The 14,912-nt window shown below is 74.1% G+C and carries 17 protein-coding genes; 7 read left to right on the top strand and 10 right to left on the bottom strand.

Annotation, left to right across the window (positions count from 1 at the left end):
* Positions 1 to 51 precede the first annotated feature (51 nt).
* On the bottom strand, positions 52 to 1,038 hold the full coding sequence (locus ACSUPR_RS00835) for an SDR family NAD(P)-dependent oxidoreductase (protein ID WP_436888623.1): 987 nt from the start codon (positions 1,036 to 1,038) through the stop codon (positions 52 to 54).
* Positions 1,039 to 1,191: 153 nt separating this feature from the next.
* Here ACSUPR_RS00835 and ACSUPR_RS00830 point away from each other — a divergent pair, with 153 nt between their 5' ends.
* On the top strand, positions 1,192 to 1,740 hold the full coding sequence (locus ACSUPR_RS00830; RefSeq protein ID WP_436888621.1) for a TetR/AcrR family transcriptional regulator: 549 nt from the start codon (positions 1,192 to 1,194) through the stop codon (positions 1,738 to 1,740).
* A gap of 71 nt (positions 1,741 to 1,811) precedes the next feature.
* Here ACSUPR_RS00830 and ACSUPR_RS00825 read toward each other — a convergent pair whose 3' ends face one another.
* Positions 1,812 to 2,348 carry a hypothetical protein gene (locus ACSUPR_RS00825; RefSeq protein WP_436888620.1) on the bottom strand — a complete coding sequence of 179 codons (537 nt, stop codon included), beginning with the start codon at positions 2,346 to 2,348 and terminating at the stop codon, positions 1,812 to 1,814.
* A 73-nt stretch (positions 2,349 to 2,421) separates the two neighbouring features.
* The gene (locus tag ACSUPR_RS00820) at positions 2,422 to 3,033 is read right to left on the bottom strand and encodes a TetR/AcrR family transcriptional regulator (protein ID WP_436888618.1); all 612 of its coding nucleotides are present in this window, start codon (positions 3,031 to 3,033) and stop codon (positions 2,422 to 2,424) included.
* A gap of 142 nt (positions 3,034 to 3,175) precedes the next feature.
* Between ACSUPR_RS00820 and ACSUPR_RS00815 the strand changes: the two genes are divergently transcribed.
* The 3 genes from ACSUPR_RS00815 (at position 3,176) to ACSUPR_RS00805 (ending at position 5,446) form a co-directional block, all read left to right on the top strand.
* Entirely contained in the window at positions 3,176 to 3,937 is a 762-nt protein-coding gene (locus ACSUPR_RS00815; protein ID WP_436888616.1) for an SDR family NAD(P)-dependent oxidoreductase, read from the top strand.
* Positions 3,938 to 4,262: 325 nt separating this feature from the next.
* Positions 4,263 to 4,940, top strand: coding sequence for a helix-turn-helix domain-containing protein (locus ACSUPR_RS00810; RefSeq protein WP_436888615.1), 678 nt, complete (start codon positions 4,263 to 4,265; stop codon positions 4,938 to 4,940).
* Between the two features lie 44 nt (positions 4,941 to 4,984).
* Positions 4,985 to 5,446, top strand: coding sequence for a GNAT family N-acetyltransferase (locus ACSUPR_RS00805; protein ID WP_436888613.1), 462 nt, complete (start codon positions 4,985 to 4,987; stop codon positions 5,444 to 5,446).
* A gap of 76 nt (positions 5,447 to 5,522) precedes the next feature.
* Here the strand turns inward: ACSUPR_RS00805 and ACSUPR_RS00800 are convergent, their stop codons facing one another.
* Positions 5,523 to 5,843 carry a putative quinol monooxygenase gene (locus ACSUPR_RS00800; RefSeq protein ID WP_436888612.1) on the bottom strand — a complete coding sequence of 107 codons (321 nt, stop codon included), beginning with the start codon at positions 5,841 to 5,843 and terminating at the stop codon, positions 5,523 to 5,525.
* A 185-nt stretch (positions 5,844 to 6,028) separates the two neighbouring features.
* Between ACSUPR_RS00800 and ACSUPR_RS00795 the strand changes: the two genes are divergently transcribed.
* Positions 6,029 to 6,796 carry an MBL fold metallo-hydrolase gene (locus tag ACSUPR_RS00795; protein ID WP_436888611.1) on the top strand — a complete coding sequence of 256 codons (768 nt, stop codon included), beginning with the start codon at positions 6,029 to 6,031 and terminating at the stop codon, positions 6,794 to 6,796.
* Positions 6,797 to 7,168: 372 nt separating this feature from the next.
* Here the strand turns inward: ACSUPR_RS00795 and ACSUPR_RS00790 are convergent, their stop codons facing one another.
* The 6 genes from ACSUPR_RS00790 to ACSUPR_RS00765 form a co-directional block, all read right to left on the bottom strand.
* Positions 7,169 to 7,546, bottom strand: a complete 378-nt coding sequence (locus ACSUPR_RS00790; protein ID WP_436888609.1) for a DUF1304 domain-containing protein — start codon at positions 7,544 to 7,546, stop codon at positions 7,169 to 7,171.
* 221 nt (positions 7,547 to 7,767) lie between these two features.
* On the bottom strand, positions 7,768 to 8,085 hold the full coding sequence (locus ACSUPR_RS00785; RefSeq protein ID WP_436888607.1) for an L-rhamnose mutarotase: 318 nt from the start codon (positions 8,083 to 8,085) through the stop codon (positions 7,768 to 7,770).
* A gap of 19 nt (positions 8,086 to 8,104) precedes the next feature.
* Positions 8,105 to 9,169 (bottom strand): rhamnose ABC transporter substrate-binding protein, encoded by a 1,065-nt coding sequence (gene rhaS / locus ACSUPR_RS00780; protein WP_436888605.1) that lies wholly within the window; start codon positions 9,167 to 9,169, stop codon positions 8,105 to 8,107.
* Positions 9,166 to 10,251 carry an ABC transporter permease gene (locus ACSUPR_RS00775; protein ID WP_436888603.1) on the bottom strand — a complete coding sequence of 362 codons (1,086 nt, stop codon included), beginning with the start codon at positions 10,249 to 10,251 and terminating at the stop codon, positions 9,166 to 9,168. The genes rhaS and ACSUPR_RS00775 overlap by 4 nt, the downstream gene beginning before the upstream one ends.
* Positions 10,235 to 11,284 carry an ABC transporter permease gene (locus ACSUPR_RS00770; protein WP_436888601.1) on the bottom strand — a complete coding sequence of 350 codons (1,050 nt, stop codon included), beginning with the start codon at positions 11,282 to 11,284 and terminating at the stop codon, positions 10,235 to 10,237. Before ACSUPR_RS00770 ends, ACSUPR_RS00775 begins: the two co-directional genes overlap by 17 nt.
* Positions 11,281 to 12,798, bottom strand: a complete 1,518-nt coding sequence (locus tag ACSUPR_RS00765) for a sugar ABC transporter ATP-binding protein (protein ID WP_436888599.1) — start codon at positions 12,796 to 12,798, stop codon at positions 11,281 to 11,283. The genes ACSUPR_RS00770 and ACSUPR_RS00765 overlap by 4 nt, the downstream gene beginning before the upstream one ends.
* Before the next feature lie 330 nt (positions 12,799 to 13,128).
* Here ACSUPR_RS00765 and ACSUPR_RS00760 point away from each other — a divergent pair, with 330 nt between their 5' ends.
* Both ACSUPR_RS00760 and ACSUPR_RS00755 read left to right on the top strand, forming a co-directional pair.
* Positions 13,129 to 14,181 carry a LacI family DNA-binding transcriptional regulator gene (locus ACSUPR_RS00760; RefSeq protein WP_436888597.1) on the top strand — a complete coding sequence of 351 codons (1,053 nt, stop codon included), beginning with the start codon at positions 13,129 to 13,131 and terminating at the stop codon, positions 14,179 to 14,181.
* 119 nt (positions 14,182 to 14,300) lie between these two features.
* Positions 14,301 to 14,909, top strand: coding sequence for a flavodoxin family protein (locus ACSUPR_RS00755; protein ID WP_436888595.1), 609 nt, complete (start codon positions 14,301 to 14,303; stop codon positions 14,907 to 14,909).
* Positions 14,910 to 14,912 lie beyond the last annotated feature (3 nt).

The raw sequence follows: 14,912 nt of genomic DNA, 5'->3' as shown, positions 1-14,912 counted from the left end.
CCTGGTCCCGGGCCTTGGCAGGAGACGGTAGGACCTCAACCGGACTCGAGGTCAAGGAGCGGGGTCCGCCGCGGGGACGGGCACCGCGACCCCGGCCAGCTCCTCGAGTCGGCGCCACAGGCCGTCGACCCGGTCCGGCGGGGCCGGCTCCCCCGGTTCGAGCCGCACGGGCAGGCCGCGGACGCCGTTCTCGGGGGCGTAGAGCTCGCCGCCCCGGACCCGCGGGTCGGTGAGGGCCCGTACCGCGGACCACGCGGCGGCGTCCTTGCCCTGGGCCCAGGGGGTGAAGGGATTGCGGCGGAGCGGGACCGTCTCGTCGCGGACGCCCGGCCGGCGCGGTGTCCGCGCGTCCACCCCGACACCCGGCCGCACCGTCAGGGAGCGCACGGGCACGCCCGCGGCGCGCAGCCGCCGGTCGAGCTCGGTCCCGAACACCTCGGTGAGGGCCTTGGCCCTGGTGTAGGCGACCACGCCGATCCCGGAGGTCCGGAGCGGGTCCGTGACGGGCCTGCGGAGCAGGTCGACGAACCCCGTCGAGGTGTGCACGATCCGCGCGGGCGTGCCGGTGCGCTCCCCGGTGCGCGCGAGTGCGGGCAGCGTTCCGGCCACCAGGGCCACGTTGGCGATGACGTGGGTGCCGAGCTGCATGGGCAGGCCGTCCCCGGTGGTCTCGGACGCCTTCATCGCCATGGACCCGCCGTTGAGGAGCAGTCCGTCGATCCGGTCGAGTTCCGACAGCTCGGCAGCCGCCCGGGCCACCGATTCCAGCGAGGCGAGGTCGATGGCCACCCGCTCAACGGCCGCCGCCGGGACCTGCGACCGGATCGCCGCCTCGGCGGTGCGCAGCCGCTCGGGCGAGCGTCCGGCGAGCACCACACGGGCTCCGGCTCCGGCGAGCCGCTCGGCGGCGAAGTAGCCGATGCCCGAGGTCGCGCCGGTCACGACCACGGTGCGCCCCCGCTGGTCCGGGAGGGCCGCCGGGTCCCATGCGACCTGGTCCCCCGGTGCCCTGCGTGTCCTCCGCGGCGTGCGCGCCATGGCCTGCTCCTCACATCCCAGAAAAACGGATAACCCATCCGCTGAGACCGACCCTAGCACCGAAGCGGATGACTTATCCGTTTTTCTGGCCGGGATGTGTCCCGCGCCACGGACCCCCGCCCGTTCACCGGGGGCCGGATAGGATCCCGTGGCATGACCTCCACCCCGCTCCGCGCCGACGCGGCCCGCAGCCGCGAGCGCATCCTGGCGGCCGCGCGCCGGGCCGACCCCAAGGACCTGCGCCTCAACGAGGTGGCCCGTGAGGCGGGCGTGGGCGTGGGCACCGTCTACCGGCACTTCGCCACGGCGCACGCCCTCGTGGAGGAGCTCACCCGGGACGCCCTGGAGCGGCTGAACGGGATCGTGCGCCGGGCCGCCGCCGACCCCGACCCCGGGCGCGCCTTCGAGACGGGGCTGCGCGCCGTGGTGGACCTGCACCTGGAGTCGGGCGGACTCCAGGCCGTCCTGCTCGCCGCACAGGACACGAGCCCGGAGGTCGCCGCGCTCAAGGCCGAGACCCTCCGGGGGCTGCGCGAAGTGCTCGAACGCGCCCAGCGCGCCGGTGCCGTGCGCGCCGACCTCACCGGGGACCAGGTGGAGCGGCTCGTCTGCGGGATCGAGTACGCCGTACGCCTCACCGGCGCGGACGACCGGGCGGTGTTCGTCGACGTCCTCCTGGCCGGGCTGCGCCGCACCCCCTGAGCGGGCGCCCCGAACGCCGCGGCCCCGGACGGCACGGACCGTCCGGGGCCGCGGGATCCGCGCGCGCCCCCTCAGAAGGGCGGCATCATCGGCTGCGGCGGAGCCGCCTCCGGGATCAGCAGGAAGGCGGCCGCCCCGGCGAGCATGAAGAGCACCCCGACGATGACCCCGGCCGTGGCCACCCACTTGGCCCAGGGGCGGCTGGCCGCGTTCCCCAGCAGCAGCGACAGGGCGAACGCGAGGGCCGCGAGCAGCGCCAGCGCGCCGCCCGCGAGGATCTGGGTGCGGATCTGGGAGATCTGTTCGGCGGCGATCGGCTGGCCGCCGACCAGGACCATGCCGGTGAGCAGCTCCACCAGCTGGCCGGACTGGATGGTCACGACGAGCAGGGCCAGGCCGACGAGCGCGAAGGTCTCGGCGGAGAAGGCGCCCCGGCGGGCGGGAGCGGCGGCCGCCTCGCCCCCGTCCTCCCCGACGGGGTGCTCCTCCCCGGTGTGCTCGGCCCCAGGGGTCCGGGGCGCCTCGGCGACGTCGGCCGCGGGCTCGAAGGTCGGCTGCCCGGTCCCCTCCGGCTCCTGACCTGTGTTGTCTTCCGGTGTGGTGCTCATTGGGCCAACGTACCCGCGGCGGGGTGGCGGCGGGACGGGGAAACGCCCGGCCCGGGCACCGCTCGCGTCGGCCTCAGGCCCGGGCGGGCCCGAACCCGTCCGCAAGGGCGACCAGGGCCACCCGCATCAGGGCGCCCATCCCGGCACTCCCGCCGCGCAGGGCCTGCTGCTCGGCCGCCGAGCGCAGCGCCGCGTTGAGGGCGGCGGCCTGGACCCGCACGGAGAAGTCGCCGGGCTCGGCCCCCCGGCGTTGGGCGAGGATCCGCGCGAACACGTCCTCGGCCGCCCGGTGCACGTCCAGCCAGACCGCCATGAGCCCGGGCTCCGCCGGTGTCATGCGGATCAGGGCGGCCACCGGCTCCTCCACGGCCTCCCCGCCCTCGGCGAACGCGCCGGCCCGGTCCAGGTGGTCCACCAGCGACAGGTCGGCGGGCCAGTCGCGCAGGCGGGCGGCCATCATCTCCAGGCCGCTGGTGAGCAGCGGCCGGACGCACCCCTCCTTGTTGGGGAAGTAGCGCCACAGGGTGCGGGTGGAGATGCCGAGGGCGCCCGCGATGTCGTCGCCGGTGGTCCCCGCCACGCCCTTCTCGGTGAACAGCTCCATGGCCGCGCGGGCGATCTGGAACCGGATGACCTGCTTGCGCTGCTCGGTCATGGGAGGCCTGCCCTTCGCGGCCGTCGCCATCGCCCCACCGTCCTCTTCCCCTCGGTTGCGCGCAGTCCAGTCGAGCATGCCACAGACAGACAAAATGTCGCTCAGTGACAAAAAGACATAAGGTGACATCGGCGGCCCTCCCGGCCGCCTCCGCACACACGAAGGGGCAGCGATGGAAACGGGTCTCAAGGGCAGGAAGGTCATCGTGACCGGCGGCGGTTCGGGCATCGGCCGCGCCGCCGTCCTGGCCTTCGCCGCCGAGGGCGCCTCGGTCCTGGTGGCCGACATCGACGGCGACAACGCGGTCTCCGCCGCCGAGGAGGCGCGGGCCGCGGGGGTCGACGCCCGGGCCGTCGTCGGCGACCTGAGCGCGCCGGAGGTCGTGGCCGAGGTGGTCCGCACCGCGGTCGGGGAGCTGGGCGGCGTCGACGTGCTGGTCAACAACGCGGGGATCATGGACGACATGTCCGCGACCGCCGACGTCAGCGACGAGATGTGGGAGCGGCTGATCCGGATCAACCTCACCGCACCGTTCCTGCTCACCCGAGCGGTCCTGCCGGCCATGAAGGAGCAGGGCTCCGGGTCGATCGTGTTCACCGCCTCGGAGGCCTCCCTGCGCGGCAGCGCGTCGGGGACCGCGTACACCGTCTCCAAGCACGGTGTGGCGGGTCTGGTGAAGTCCACCGCGATCATGTACCGCGAGCACGGCATCCGCGTGAACGCGATCGCCCCGGGCGGCACCGCCACCGGCATCGCCGTCGGCACCCCGACCAGCGTGGACGGGCCGACGGCCCTGGGCGCGTACACGGGCAACATCGGCCGGATCGCGGACGCCCGGGAGCCGGCCGCCGCGATCGTGTTCCTGGCCTCGGACGCCGCGAGCAACGTCAACGGGACGATCCTGCCGGTCGACAACGGCTGGGCCGCCGTCTGACCCGAGGGCGGCCCCGGGTGCGGGGCGGGCCCGGAGGGACCGGTCGGCCGCGGGGGCGCCGACCGGTCCCTCCGCAGGTGGCGCCATGTGCGCCACGGGCCCCGGGAACGCCCCCCGGGGGTTCGCGGACCGCACCGACGGGGTAGGTGGGACGGGAGTCGCCGGACCGGGCGGCCGCGGACACCGGCGTCCGCGGCCGGGGGCCGCCCGCGCCGAGACCATCGGCCCGGGCGGCGGACACGGAGGCCCTCGCACGGTCCCGGCGGCCGGGGAGACCGGAGGTTCCGGGGAGCGAACGCGTCGGTGGCGCGGGTTCGGAGGGGACATGGGGAGCGCACACGGTTCGGGGGCGTCCGGCGGTGACTTCTGCCGACGGGTGGTCCACCGGCGGGAGGAACTGGGCCTCAGCCGCGAGGAGGTGGCGCTGCGGGCCGGAATGGACCCCGGCTACGTCGCCTACCTGGAGGAACACCCTCCGTCGCTGACCCGGTCGGCGCTCTACCGGCTGGCCCTGGCCCTGCACACCTCTCCGGACGAGCTGCTCGGGGCCGCCTCGGGCATGCCGCCCGGGAGCACGGCCACCGCGTTCCCGCACCACGAGCTGCGCGAGATGTCGCGGGCCGAGTGCGCCGACCTCCTCGCTCCGGGCGGGGTCGGACGCATCGCCTTCACGACCCGGCCGGGGGCGGCTCCGACGGTGGTGCCCCTCAACTACTCCTGGGACGGCGGCGGCGTCCTGCTGCGCACCGACCGGGACGGGGTGATCGCCGCCCACGCCGAGGGACCGGTGTCCTTCGAGGTGGACCGGATCGACGACACCCTGAGCGAGGGGTGGAGCGTCCTGGTGCGCGGCCGGGGCCGCGTCCTCCGCGATCCCGACGAGGAGGCGGCGCTGCGGGCGGCCGCGCCGGTGACGACCTGGGTCGAGCACGGGGAGACCGTCCACGTGCGGATCACCGCCGACGAGATCACCGGGCGCCGCCTCACCGGCCGGGCCCTGTGAGCGGGGCCGTCCGCCCGGCGGCTGCCGCAAAGACCCGCGCTGCCGTGGCGGCGGCACCGCCGTACGGCGGGACGGGCGAGGTCCTCGACCGCTTCCCCGGAGGCCTGATGGAACACGACCTGCGCACGCGTTTCCCCGTCGACGACGCCGAGCTGTCGCGTCTGCACGCCGAGGCGTTCGGGCACCCGTACGCGCTGGTGCCCTGGGGTGAGCGGCTGGCCCGGCACAGCCGCTCCTGGGTCGGGGAGTTCCACGGCGGGCGCCTGGCGGGCTTCGTGCACGCCGTCTGGGACGGCGGCGGGCACGCCTTCCTGCTGGACACCGCCGTCGCCCCGGCCGCGCGGCGCCGGGGCGTGGGCGGCCGGGTGGTCGCGGCACTGGTGGCGGACCTGCGGGAGCTGGGCCTCACGTGGGTGCACGTGGACTTCGAGCCGCACCTGGAGGGCTTCTACCGGAACGCCGGGTTCGGGGGCACCGCGGCGGGACTGCTGCGTCTGGACGGCTGAGGCCGCCGGGCGCGGCCCGGAGGAGGCGCGCCCTCCCCCGGGCACCGGCCCGCCCGCGGGGGCGTCCGGGCGCGCCTCAGTCGATGGTGAGTTCGCCCATCCGGTCCCAGCCCTCGCCCTCGACGACCCGGCTGACGATGAGCGGGGTCTCGCTGAGCAGCGGCTTCATCGCGGCCAGTCCCTCGCGGAAGTGGTCGCTGGCGACGTGCGCCTCGGCCGCTCCGTCCCGGAACGCCTCGACGAGCACGAACTCGTTCTCGCGCTCCACGCTGCGGGACCACTCGAACCACAGGTTCCCGGGTTCGGCGCGGGTCGCGGCGGTGAAGTCCGCGACGGCGTCGAGGAAGGAGTCCCCGACCTCGGGTTCGACCCGGAACTTGACGACGATCAGGATCATGGGGTGCCTCCTTGCGGGTGGTGCGTCGGGACGCGGTACCGGTGCGCCCCGGAGCCACTCTGGCAGAATCGGGACGGGCCGGGGCCCCGTGCGGGCCCCGCGGGTGCGTCGCGGTCGTCACACGCGCGCCGGCGCACCCTCCCGCTCCGGGAGGACACCGCCCTTCCCGAACGGAGAGCCGCACCATGAGCCGCACACCCTCCTTCCGCGTCGTCCCGGTCTCCGACCGCGTCCACCTGGTGGACGGCGGGAGCGTCAACTGGGTCCTGGTCGGGGAGGGGGACTCCCTGACCCTGATCGACGGCGGCTACCCGGCGCACGCCGACGCCGTGGAGGCGTCGATCCGCGAGGTCGGCCGCCGCCCCGAGGACGTGGCGGCGGTGCTGGTCACGCACGCGCACGTGGACCACATCGGGTCCCTGGGCCGGTTCGCCGCCCGGTACGGGACCCCGGTCCACACGGGCGGGACCGAGGCGGCGCACGCCCGCCGCGAGTTCCTGGAGCAGGCGACCCCCCGAGACGTCCTCGCCCACCTGTGGCGGCCCCGGGTACCGCCGTGGGCGCTGCACATCGTCCGGGCGGGCGCACTGGGCGGGCACCGGCTGGACGCGGCGACGCCGTTCCCCGCCCCGGGGGCGCTGGACCTCCCCGGCCGCCCCGTCCCGGTCGCCGCGCCCGGGCACACGTCGGGGCACACCTGCTACCTCCTGCCCGGCCTCGGGGTGCTGGTGACCGGGGACGCGCTGGTGACGGGGCATCCGCTCACCCCGTTCGAGGGCCCCCAGCCGCTGCCTTCGATGTTCCACCACGACCCCGGGGAGATGGTCCGGTCGTGGGACGCGCTGGCCGGGCTGGACGCCGACACCCTGCTGCCGGGGCACGGCCCGGTGTGGCGGGGGACGCCGCGGGAGGCCGTGGAGCGGGCCCGGGCCGACGCCCCCCGCGTGTGGTGAGGCGGCCGCCCCCGTCGGGCGGGCGCGGCCCCTCCCCCGCCGCCGCGGTGCGGGCGGGGAGCGTTCACCGGCACGGGCGGGCGGCCCGGGTGCGGCGGGAGGACCGCCGCCGTCCGCCGGACGGCGCCACCGGTCCCGTTCCCCCTCACCCGCGCGGCCCGCAGCGGGTGTTCTGTACCCCGCGCTGATCGGTGTCGGCTGCTGTCCGGCCTCGCGTGCGTTCTACGACCGCAAGCGCGCTGAGGGCGGGCGGCACGTCCAGGCGGTGCCGGCGCCGGCACGCCGCCGGGCCAACGTGTTGTGGGCGCTCATTCGTGACGGGCGGTGCCATCGATCCTCGCCTGCGGTCACCCGCGCGGCCCGACGCCCCCCTCAGAGGGCGAGCAGTGCGGAGACCACCGCCAGCGCGGGCGCGGTCCCCTGGACCATGGCGGCGCGCATCCTGGTGGGGCCGCGGGTGAGCAGGACGAGGGCGGCGGCGGCCATGGACCCGGTCCCGGCCAGGACCAGGGCGACCCCGGCGGCGGGCACCGGCCCCCACAGCACCAGGCCGACGACGGTCACGACCGCCAGGAACAGGTTGTAGAAGCCCTGGTTGTAGGCGAGCTCGCGGGTGGTCTCGGCGGTCTCGGCGGTGGTCCCGAACACCCGGCGGGTGGCGGGCTCGGTCCACCGGAACGACTCCAGGACGAAGATGTGGACGTGGATCAGCGCGGCGACGGCCGCGAGGACGACGGTGACGATGTGCACGGGACCGCCCGGATCGCTCGGAGGATGACGGTGGGCGCTCGGAGGAGGCCGCACCCATCCTGGCGCCCCCGCTCCCGGGCGCGGGGGCGCGACACCCCGCCGCTCCGGGCCGCCCCTCCCGGCCCGGAGCGAGCGGCCCCGTGTCGGACGGGGCCGCGGCACCCCGGGCATGCGGCGGCGCGGCGGCCGTGGACGGTGGCCGCCGCGCCGCGCTCCTGCGGTCAGGGCAGGTGGAAGACCTCCTTCAACGGCACCATGCTCGCGTCCGGGGCCGCCTCGAGCCCCTCGAAGAAGGGCGCCATCTCGGCCTGCCAGCGCTCGTTGACCCCGGTGCGGGCCATGAGCTCGCGGGCCCGCTCGAAGTCCTCGGTCTCCAGGTAGCCGATGATCGTGCCGTCCCCGGCGGAGAACAGGGAGTAGTTCCCCCATCCGGCCGCGGTCAGCGCCTCGCGCATCTCGGGCCAGACGGCGGCGTGCCGCTCCTCGTACTCCTCCAGCCGGTCCCGGCGGACCTTCAGGACGAAGCAGATCCGTTGCACGGTCGGTCCCCTCCCGGTGCTAGAAGTCGAAGTCGTCGACGTTGTCGGCGTTGAAGACCTGCGGCGGGCCCAGGACGATCTCACCGTCGGTCTCGAAGGTGAACTCGCCCAGGCGCCCGGCGGTGAAGGTCTCCCCGGCCGCACCGGTGATCTGTCCGGCCTTGAGGGCGGCGCCGGTGTACCCGGCCAGGTAGCCAAGGTCGAGCGGGTTCCACAGGGCGAACTGGTTCACCGTTCCGTCGTGGACGAACTCGCTCATCTGGTTGGGGGTGCCCAGGCCGGTGACGACGAAGTCGCCCTTGTACTCGGAGTCGCTGATGTAGCGGGCGGCCGCGGCCAGGCCGACGGTGGTCGGGGACACGACGCCGTCCAGGTCGGGGTGGGCCTGGATGAGGCCCTGCATCTCCTGGAAGGACTGCAGGTCGTCGTCGTTGCCGTAGACCACGTCGACCAGCTCCAGGTCGGCGTACTCGTCCTCGGCCAGCACCTCCTCCATCGCCTCGATCCAGGCGTTCTGGTTGGTGGCGTTGGGGGTGGCCGACAGGACGGCGAAGGTGCCCTCGCCGCCCAGGTCCTCGGCGATCATCTCCACCAGGGTGCGCCCCACCAGCTCGGTGGTGGACTGGTTGACGAACACGTCGGTGCAGTTGGCGTCGGAGTCGTAGCCGACGATGGCGGCGCCGTTGTCGCGGGCCTCGTTGAGGGCCGGGCAGACGGCGTCGGGGTCGTTGGCGGCGATGACGATGACGTCGCTGCCCGCCTGGCTGGCCGCGTTGATGTACTCGACCTGGGAGTCGGCGGTGGCCTCGGTGCCGCCGCGCTCGGTGGCGGTGCCGCCGAGCTCCTCCACGGCCTCGGTGCCGCCGGTGTTGACGATGTCGAAGAACGGGTTGTTCAGCTGCTTGGGCAGGAAGTCGATCTTCAGGCCCTCGGGGATCTCCGCGTTGGGGTCGGCGGTCCCGGTGGGGCCGCTGCCGCCCGAGTCCTGGGCGTCGTCGATGGTGGTCCCGCCGCAGGCGGCCGTCATGAGGACGGCGGCGAACGCGGAGGCCGCCAGGAAGAGGTGACGGGGACGGTGTGTCATGACTTTTCTCCGTTGAGTGGACGGTCGCCGGGAACGGCTCCGGTGGGGACCGCGGGTGTGCGGCGGGAGCGCACCCGGGCCACGATGTTGGGGGTGACGACGGAGGCGATGAGGATCGCGCCGGTGACGACCTGGAGGACGTCGCTGCCGATGCCGAACAGCTGGAGGGCGTTGCGGATGACGCCGAGCATCAGCACACCGGACATGACGCCGAGGATCGACCCCACGCCGCCGAAGATGGACACGCCGCCGAGCAGGACCGCCGCGACGACCTGGAGTTCCAGGCCCATGGCGGTGTCGGCCCGGGAGGTGCCGTACTGCAGGGTCCACAGGACGCCCGCGCCGGAGGCGACGGCCCCGCTGAGGGTGAAGAGCCAGAACTTGGTCCACTTCACCGACACCCCCGTGAACCGGGCGGCCTCGTCGTTGTTGCCGATGTCGTACAGGGACCGGCCGAACGCGGTGGCGTGCAGCACGACCGCGAACACCACCGCCATGGCCGCGATGGCGACCGCGATCCAGGGCAGCCCCTGGATCCCCAGGAAGGGCTGGCGGATCCCGCTCACCCAGTCCTGCGGGTAGCTGGCGACGGCCCGGTCGCCCAGGAGCACGTAGGCCAGGCCGCGGTACAGGGCCATGGTGCCGATCGTGACGGCCAGGGACGGCAGCCCGCACACGGTGATGAGGAACCCGTTGAGGGCGCCCAGCACCAGGCCCAGCAGCAGGGCGACGGGGATCGCCGTCTCCAGCGGTGTCCCGGACTCCCACAGCAGGCCGAGGGTGGCGCTGGTCAGGGCCAGCGTGCTGGCCACCGACAGGTCGATCTCGCCGGTGATGACGATGAGCGTCATCGGCAGGGCGATCATGGCGATCGCGGCGATGCTCAGCACCAGGAAGTTGATGTTGCGCGCGGTGCCGAACATGTCGACGAACAGGACCGCGATCGCCGCGACGACGATGAGCGCGCCCAGGACGGGGAGCCCCTGGGTGGACAGCGCCGACCGGAGCGGTGACTGCGGAGCGGTGGTCCGGAGCCGCTCCCGGTCGGGAGCGGTGGCGGTGTTGTCAGGCGCCACGGGCACCTCCTCCTCGAAGCCTGCGCGCCGTGCGGAGCGCGAGCAGCCGGTCCAGGCCGATGGCGGCCAGGATGAGCACGCCCACGACGGCCTGCTGCCAGAACGGGTTGATCTGCCAGATCGGCAGGGCCGCGGTGATGGTGGTCATCAGGATGCCGCCCAGGACGGCGCCGAAGACCGTGCCCACGCCGCCGGTGAGGGCGACGCCGCCGACCACGGCGGCGGCCACGACCTGGAGTTCCATGCCGGTGCCGACGGTGGAGTCCACGGTGCCGTAGCGGGCGGTGAACAGGACCCCGGCCAGTCCGGCCAGGGCGCCGTTGAGGGCGAAGGCCAGCACGATCCGGCGCCCGGCGGGGATGCCGGACAGGCGGGCGGCCTCGGCGTTGGAGCCGATGGCGTAGAGCTCGCGTCCGCTGCGGTAGTGGGACAGGTACACCCCGATGACGATCGCCACGACGATGGCGGCCAGGGCCGGCAGCGGGATGCCCAGGAACCCGGTGCGGCCGAGCTGGAGGAACCCGGCGGGCAGGTCGGCGGCGTTGATCTGGCGCCCGCCCGCCCACCAGTGGTCCAGGCCCCGGTAGATGTACAGGGTGCCCAGGGTGACGACGAGCGCGGGCACCTTGACGGTGGTCACCAGCAGGCCGTTGAGCAGGCCGCACAGCAGGCCGATGGCGACCCCCGCGAGCATGCCGACGGGGACGGGCAGGCCGGGGAAGGCGGCGAACAGCGCGGCGGTCCCGAAGGCCGACAGGCCCAGGACCGATCCGACGGACAGGTCGACGTTCCTGGTGATGAGCACCAGGGACTGGCCGACGGCGAGGATGACCAGGACGGTGGCGCCCAGGAAGAGGTCGCGCACGCCCTGGTTGGACAGGAATCCGGGGTTGTGCAGCCAGGTCGCCGCGATGAGCAGGACGACGGCCAGGAGCACGCCGACCTCGCGGAACTGGCGCCGTGTCCGGGCGGGGCGGCCGCTGTTCTCGGGCGGGGCGCCTGCCGTGGCCCCGGGGGCGGCGGTGGGTGTGTGCGTCATGCGGCCTCGCTCGGTCGCTGTCCGGTGGCCGCGTACATGACCGACTCCTCGTCGGCCTCGGCGCGGTCGAGTTCGGCGGTGATGCGGCCCTCGTGCATGACCAGGACCCGGTCGGCCATGCCCAGGACCTCGGGGAGCTCGCTGGAGACCATGACGATGGCCAGGCCCTGTCCGGCCAGGGCGGACAGCAGGCGGTGGACCTCGGCCTTGGTGCCGACGTCGATGCCCCGGGTGGGCTCGTCGATGAACAGCACCCGCGGCTCGGTGGACAGCCACTTGGCCAGGACGACCTTCTGCTGGTTGCCGCCGGAGAGGGTGGAGACGGCGTCGTCGAGGGAGCCGTACTTGAGGCTGAGGCGCTCGCCCCACTCGCGGGCCGCGGTGTGCTCGGCGCGGGCGCCGAGCAGGCCGAAGCGGCTGAGCACGCGGCGGCGGGTGGCGGTGGCGTTGCGGCCGATGGAGGCCTCCATGACCAGGCCCTGGTGGCGCCGGTCCTCGGGGACCAGGGCCATGCCCGCGTTGATGGCGGCCCTGGGGCGCCCGGGGGGCAGGGGCCGCCCGGCGACGCGGACGCCTCCGGCGTCGTAGCGGTCGACGCCGAACACGGCGCGGACCACCTCGCTGCGCCCGGCGCCCACGAGTCCGGCCAGGGCGACGATCTCACCGGCGCGGACGGAGAAGGACACGTCGGCGAACACGCCGGTGCGGGTCAGTCCCCCGACCTCCAGGACGACGTCGCCGTGCTCGGCCTCCTCCTTGGGGTAGAGGCTGGTGACCTCGCGGCCGACCATGCGGCGCACGACGGTGTCGACGTCCAGGTCGGCGGTGGGGTCGCAGGAGACGAACGCGCCGTCGCGGACGACGGTGATGCGGTCGCACAGCGAGAACACCTCGTCGAAGCGGTGCGAGATGAACAGCAGCGCCGACCCGGCGTCGCGCAGGGTGCGGGCGACGGTGAACAGCCGCTCGGCCTCGACGCCGGACAGGGCGGCGGTGGGCTCGTCCATGATGAGCACGCGCGCCCGCCGGGTGAGGGCCTTGGCGATCTCGACCAGCTGCTGGTCGGCGATGGACAGGCCGTTGGCGGGGCGGTCGGGGTCGATGTCGACGCCCAGCCGGCGGAAGGCCTCGGTGGTCTCGGCGCGCATGCGCGCCTTGTCGATGGTGCCCAGGCGGGTGCGGGGCTGGCGGCCGATGAAGATGTTCTCGGCGACGCTGAGGTCGGGGAAGAGCGTGGGCTCCTGGTAGATGACCGCGACCCCGGCGCGCTGGGCGTCGGCGGGGGCGGTGAAGACCGCGGGCTCCCCGTCGACCAGGATCTGGCCCGTGTCCGGGCGGTGGACACCCGCGATGGTCTTGACCAGGGTGGACTTTCCCGCCCCGTTCTCCCCGACGAGGGCGTGGATCTCTCCCGCGCGCAGTTCCAGGGACAGCCCGCGCAGGGCGCGTACGCTGCCGAAGGACTTGGTGACGCCGACCAGCGCGAGGGGCGGGGGGACCTCTGATGGGTCCACGTGGCCCTCCTTCTCCGGTGCGGTTCCACGGCCGAGGTCGCGCCTCGCCGAGAACCTCAAAAACGTTTTAATATGAAGTGGATGTTAAGTGGCGCACACCGGGACGTCAAGGGGAGACCCCAGGAAACCGCAGGTGTCAACCCGATAACGACAACCGCGTGGCGCCAGGAAAGCGCTCTCATCGCGCCGCGTGGAGGACACTCGGACGCGATTTCGTTGACACGTTTCAATCGCAATGTGACCATGAGACCACACGCGCGCCCCGTCCGCCCGGGAGCGCGCCGATACCATGCGAGGGCCCCTCGCCCCCGAAGACCGCCGGGAGACCCGTTGTCCAGCAGTGCCCGCTCCCCCCGCCCCAAGGTGGGGATCACCGAGGTCGCCAGACACGCGGGCGTCTCCCCCGGCACCGTCTCCAACGTGCTCAACCGGCCCGAGCGGGTGGCCGCCGACACCCGCCTGCGGGTGGAGCGGGCGATCGCCGAACTCGACTACGTGCGCAACTCCTCGGGCAGCAGCCTGCGCTCGGGCCGCAGCAGCTCGGTGGGACTGCTGGTCCTGGACGTGACCAACCCCTTCTTCACCGAGGTCTCGCGCGGCGTGGAGGAGGAGGCCGCCGGCCAGGGTCTGGCCGTGGTGCTGCTCAACTCCGCCGAGGCCCGCGAGCGCCAGCGCCGCAACATCCGCCTGCTCGCCGAGCAGCGCGCCGCGGGCGCGGTGGTCATGCCCGTCGACGACGACCTGTCCGACCTGCTCTGGCTGCGCCGGCAGGGCACCGCCTGGGTGGCCCTGGACCGGGGCGACGTGGACGAGGACACCGGGTGCAGCGTGAGCGTGGACAACCGCGAGGGGGGCCTGATCGCCGGCCGGCACCTCATCGGGCTGGGCCACGAGCGGGTGACCTTCCTGTCCGGGCCGTTCTCCATCGAGCAGGTGCGGCTGCGCCACCAGGGGCTGCGGGCGGCCTTCACGGAGGCGGGCATGGACCCCGACGCCTCGGTGCGGCTCGTCGAACGCGGCCTGCTCAACCCCGAGGAGGGCGAGCAGGCCGTGGACGCGGTGCTGGCGGGCGGCCCCCGCCAGCGGCCGGGCGCGGTGCTGTGCGCCAACGACCAGCTGGCCCTGGGGCTGATGAAGGGCCTGGGCCGCCGCGGCCTGCGCGTGCCCGAGGACATCTCGGTGATGGGGTACGACGACGTCGACTTCGCCGACCTGATCCACCCGGGCCTGACCACGATCGCCCAGCCCAAGTACGACCTGGGCCGGGCGGCGATGCGGCTGCTCAGCTCCGAGCTGGACGACCCCGGCCACCGGCACGAGCGGCTGCTGTTCACCCCGGAACTGGTCGTCCGAGGCTCCACCGCGGCGCACCGGGCGGCCTGACCCCGCCGCTCCCGCACGGCGCGCCGCACCCCGGCGGAGACCCCCTCGGCCGCCGACACCCCCACAGAAAATCACTATCCGCATGCACATGAACACGGATAGTCGGGTAGAGACCCCGTATGGACTCCTTGAACGCGCTGGCCCTCGTGTGCAGCCTCAAACCGTCACCGGCTCCCTCCAGCAGCGAGCTGATGGCACGGCACGTCCTCGACGCCCTGGCCGAGCAGGGCGTCACCGGCGACCTGGTCCGCGTCGTCGACTTCGACGTCCGCCCCGGTGTGGAGACCGACATGGGCGGCGGTGACGCGTGGCCCGGTATCCGGCGGCGCATCCTCGACGCGGACATCCTGCTGGTGTCGACCCCCACCTGGGTCGGCCACATGTCCAGCGTCGCCCAGCGCGTCCTGGAGCGCCTGGACGCCGAGCTGTCCGAGACCGACGACCAGGGGCGGCCGAGCATGTTCGGCAAGGTCGCCGTGACGGCGGTGGTCGGCAACGAGGACGGGGCGCACAAGATCACCGCCGACCTGTACCAGGCGCTCGGCGACACCGGTTTCACCGTTCCGGCCCAGGGCGGCACCTACTGGAACAACGAGGCGATGAACCCCAGGGACTACATCGACCTGGAGGAGACGCCGGAGGCGGTGGCCTCCGCGACGGCCACCCTGGCCCGCAACGCGGCCCACCTCGCCCGGCTGCTGCGCGAGCAGCCCTACCCGGCGCCCTGACCC

The organism is Nocardiopsis dassonvillei (genome assembly GCF_964273065.1).
GTDB classification, from domain to species: Bacteria; Actinomycetota; Actinomycetes; order Streptosporangiales; family Streptosporangiaceae; genus Nocardiopsis; species Nocardiopsis dassonvillei_B.
This window is presented reverse-complemented; position numbering and strand designations above follow the sequence as displayed.

Coding starts and splice junctions, on each gene's coding strand:
- ACSUPR_RS00835 (WP_436888623.1), bottom strand. CDS start 1,038: ATGGCGCGCACGCCGCGGAGGACACGCAGGGCACCGGGGGACCAGGTC.
- ACSUPR_RS00830 (WP_436888621.1), top strand. CDS start 1,192: ATGACCTCCACCCCGCTCCGCGCCGACGCGGCCCGCAGCCGCGAGCGC.
- ACSUPR_RS00825 (WP_436888620.1), bottom strand. CDS start 2,348: ATGAGCACCACACCGGAAGACAACACAGGTCAGGAGCCGGAGGGGACC.
- ACSUPR_RS00820 (WP_436888618.1), bottom strand. CDS start 3,033: ATGGCGACGGCCGCGAAGGGCAGGCCTCCCATGACCGAGCAGCGCAAG.
- ACSUPR_RS00815 (WP_436888616.1), top strand. CDS start 3,176: ATGGAAACGGGTCTCAAGGGCAGGAAGGTCATCGTGACCGGCGGCGGT.
- ACSUPR_RS00810 (WP_436888615.1), top strand. CDS start 4,263: ATGGGGAGCGCACACGGTTCGGGGGCGTCCGGCGGTGACTTCTGCCGA.
- ACSUPR_RS00800 (WP_436888612.1), bottom strand. CDS start 5,843: ATGATCCTGATCGTCGTCAAGTTCCGGGTCGAACCCGAGGTCGGGGAC.
- ACSUPR_RS00795 (WP_436888611.1), top strand. CDS start 6,029: ATGAGCCGCACACCCTCCTTCCGCGTCGTCCCGGTCTCCGACCGCGTC.
- rhaS (WP_436888605.1), bottom strand. CDS start 9,169: ATGACACACCGTCCCCGTCACCTCTTCCTGGCGGCCTCCGCGTTCGCC.
- ACSUPR_RS00770 (WP_436888601.1), bottom strand. CDS start 11,284: ATGACGCACACACCCACCGCCGCCCCCGGGGCCACGGCAGGCGCCCCG.
- ACSUPR_RS00755 (WP_436888595.1), top strand. CDS start 14,301: ATGGACTCCTTGAACGCGCTGGCCCTCGTGTGCAGCCTCAAACCGTCA.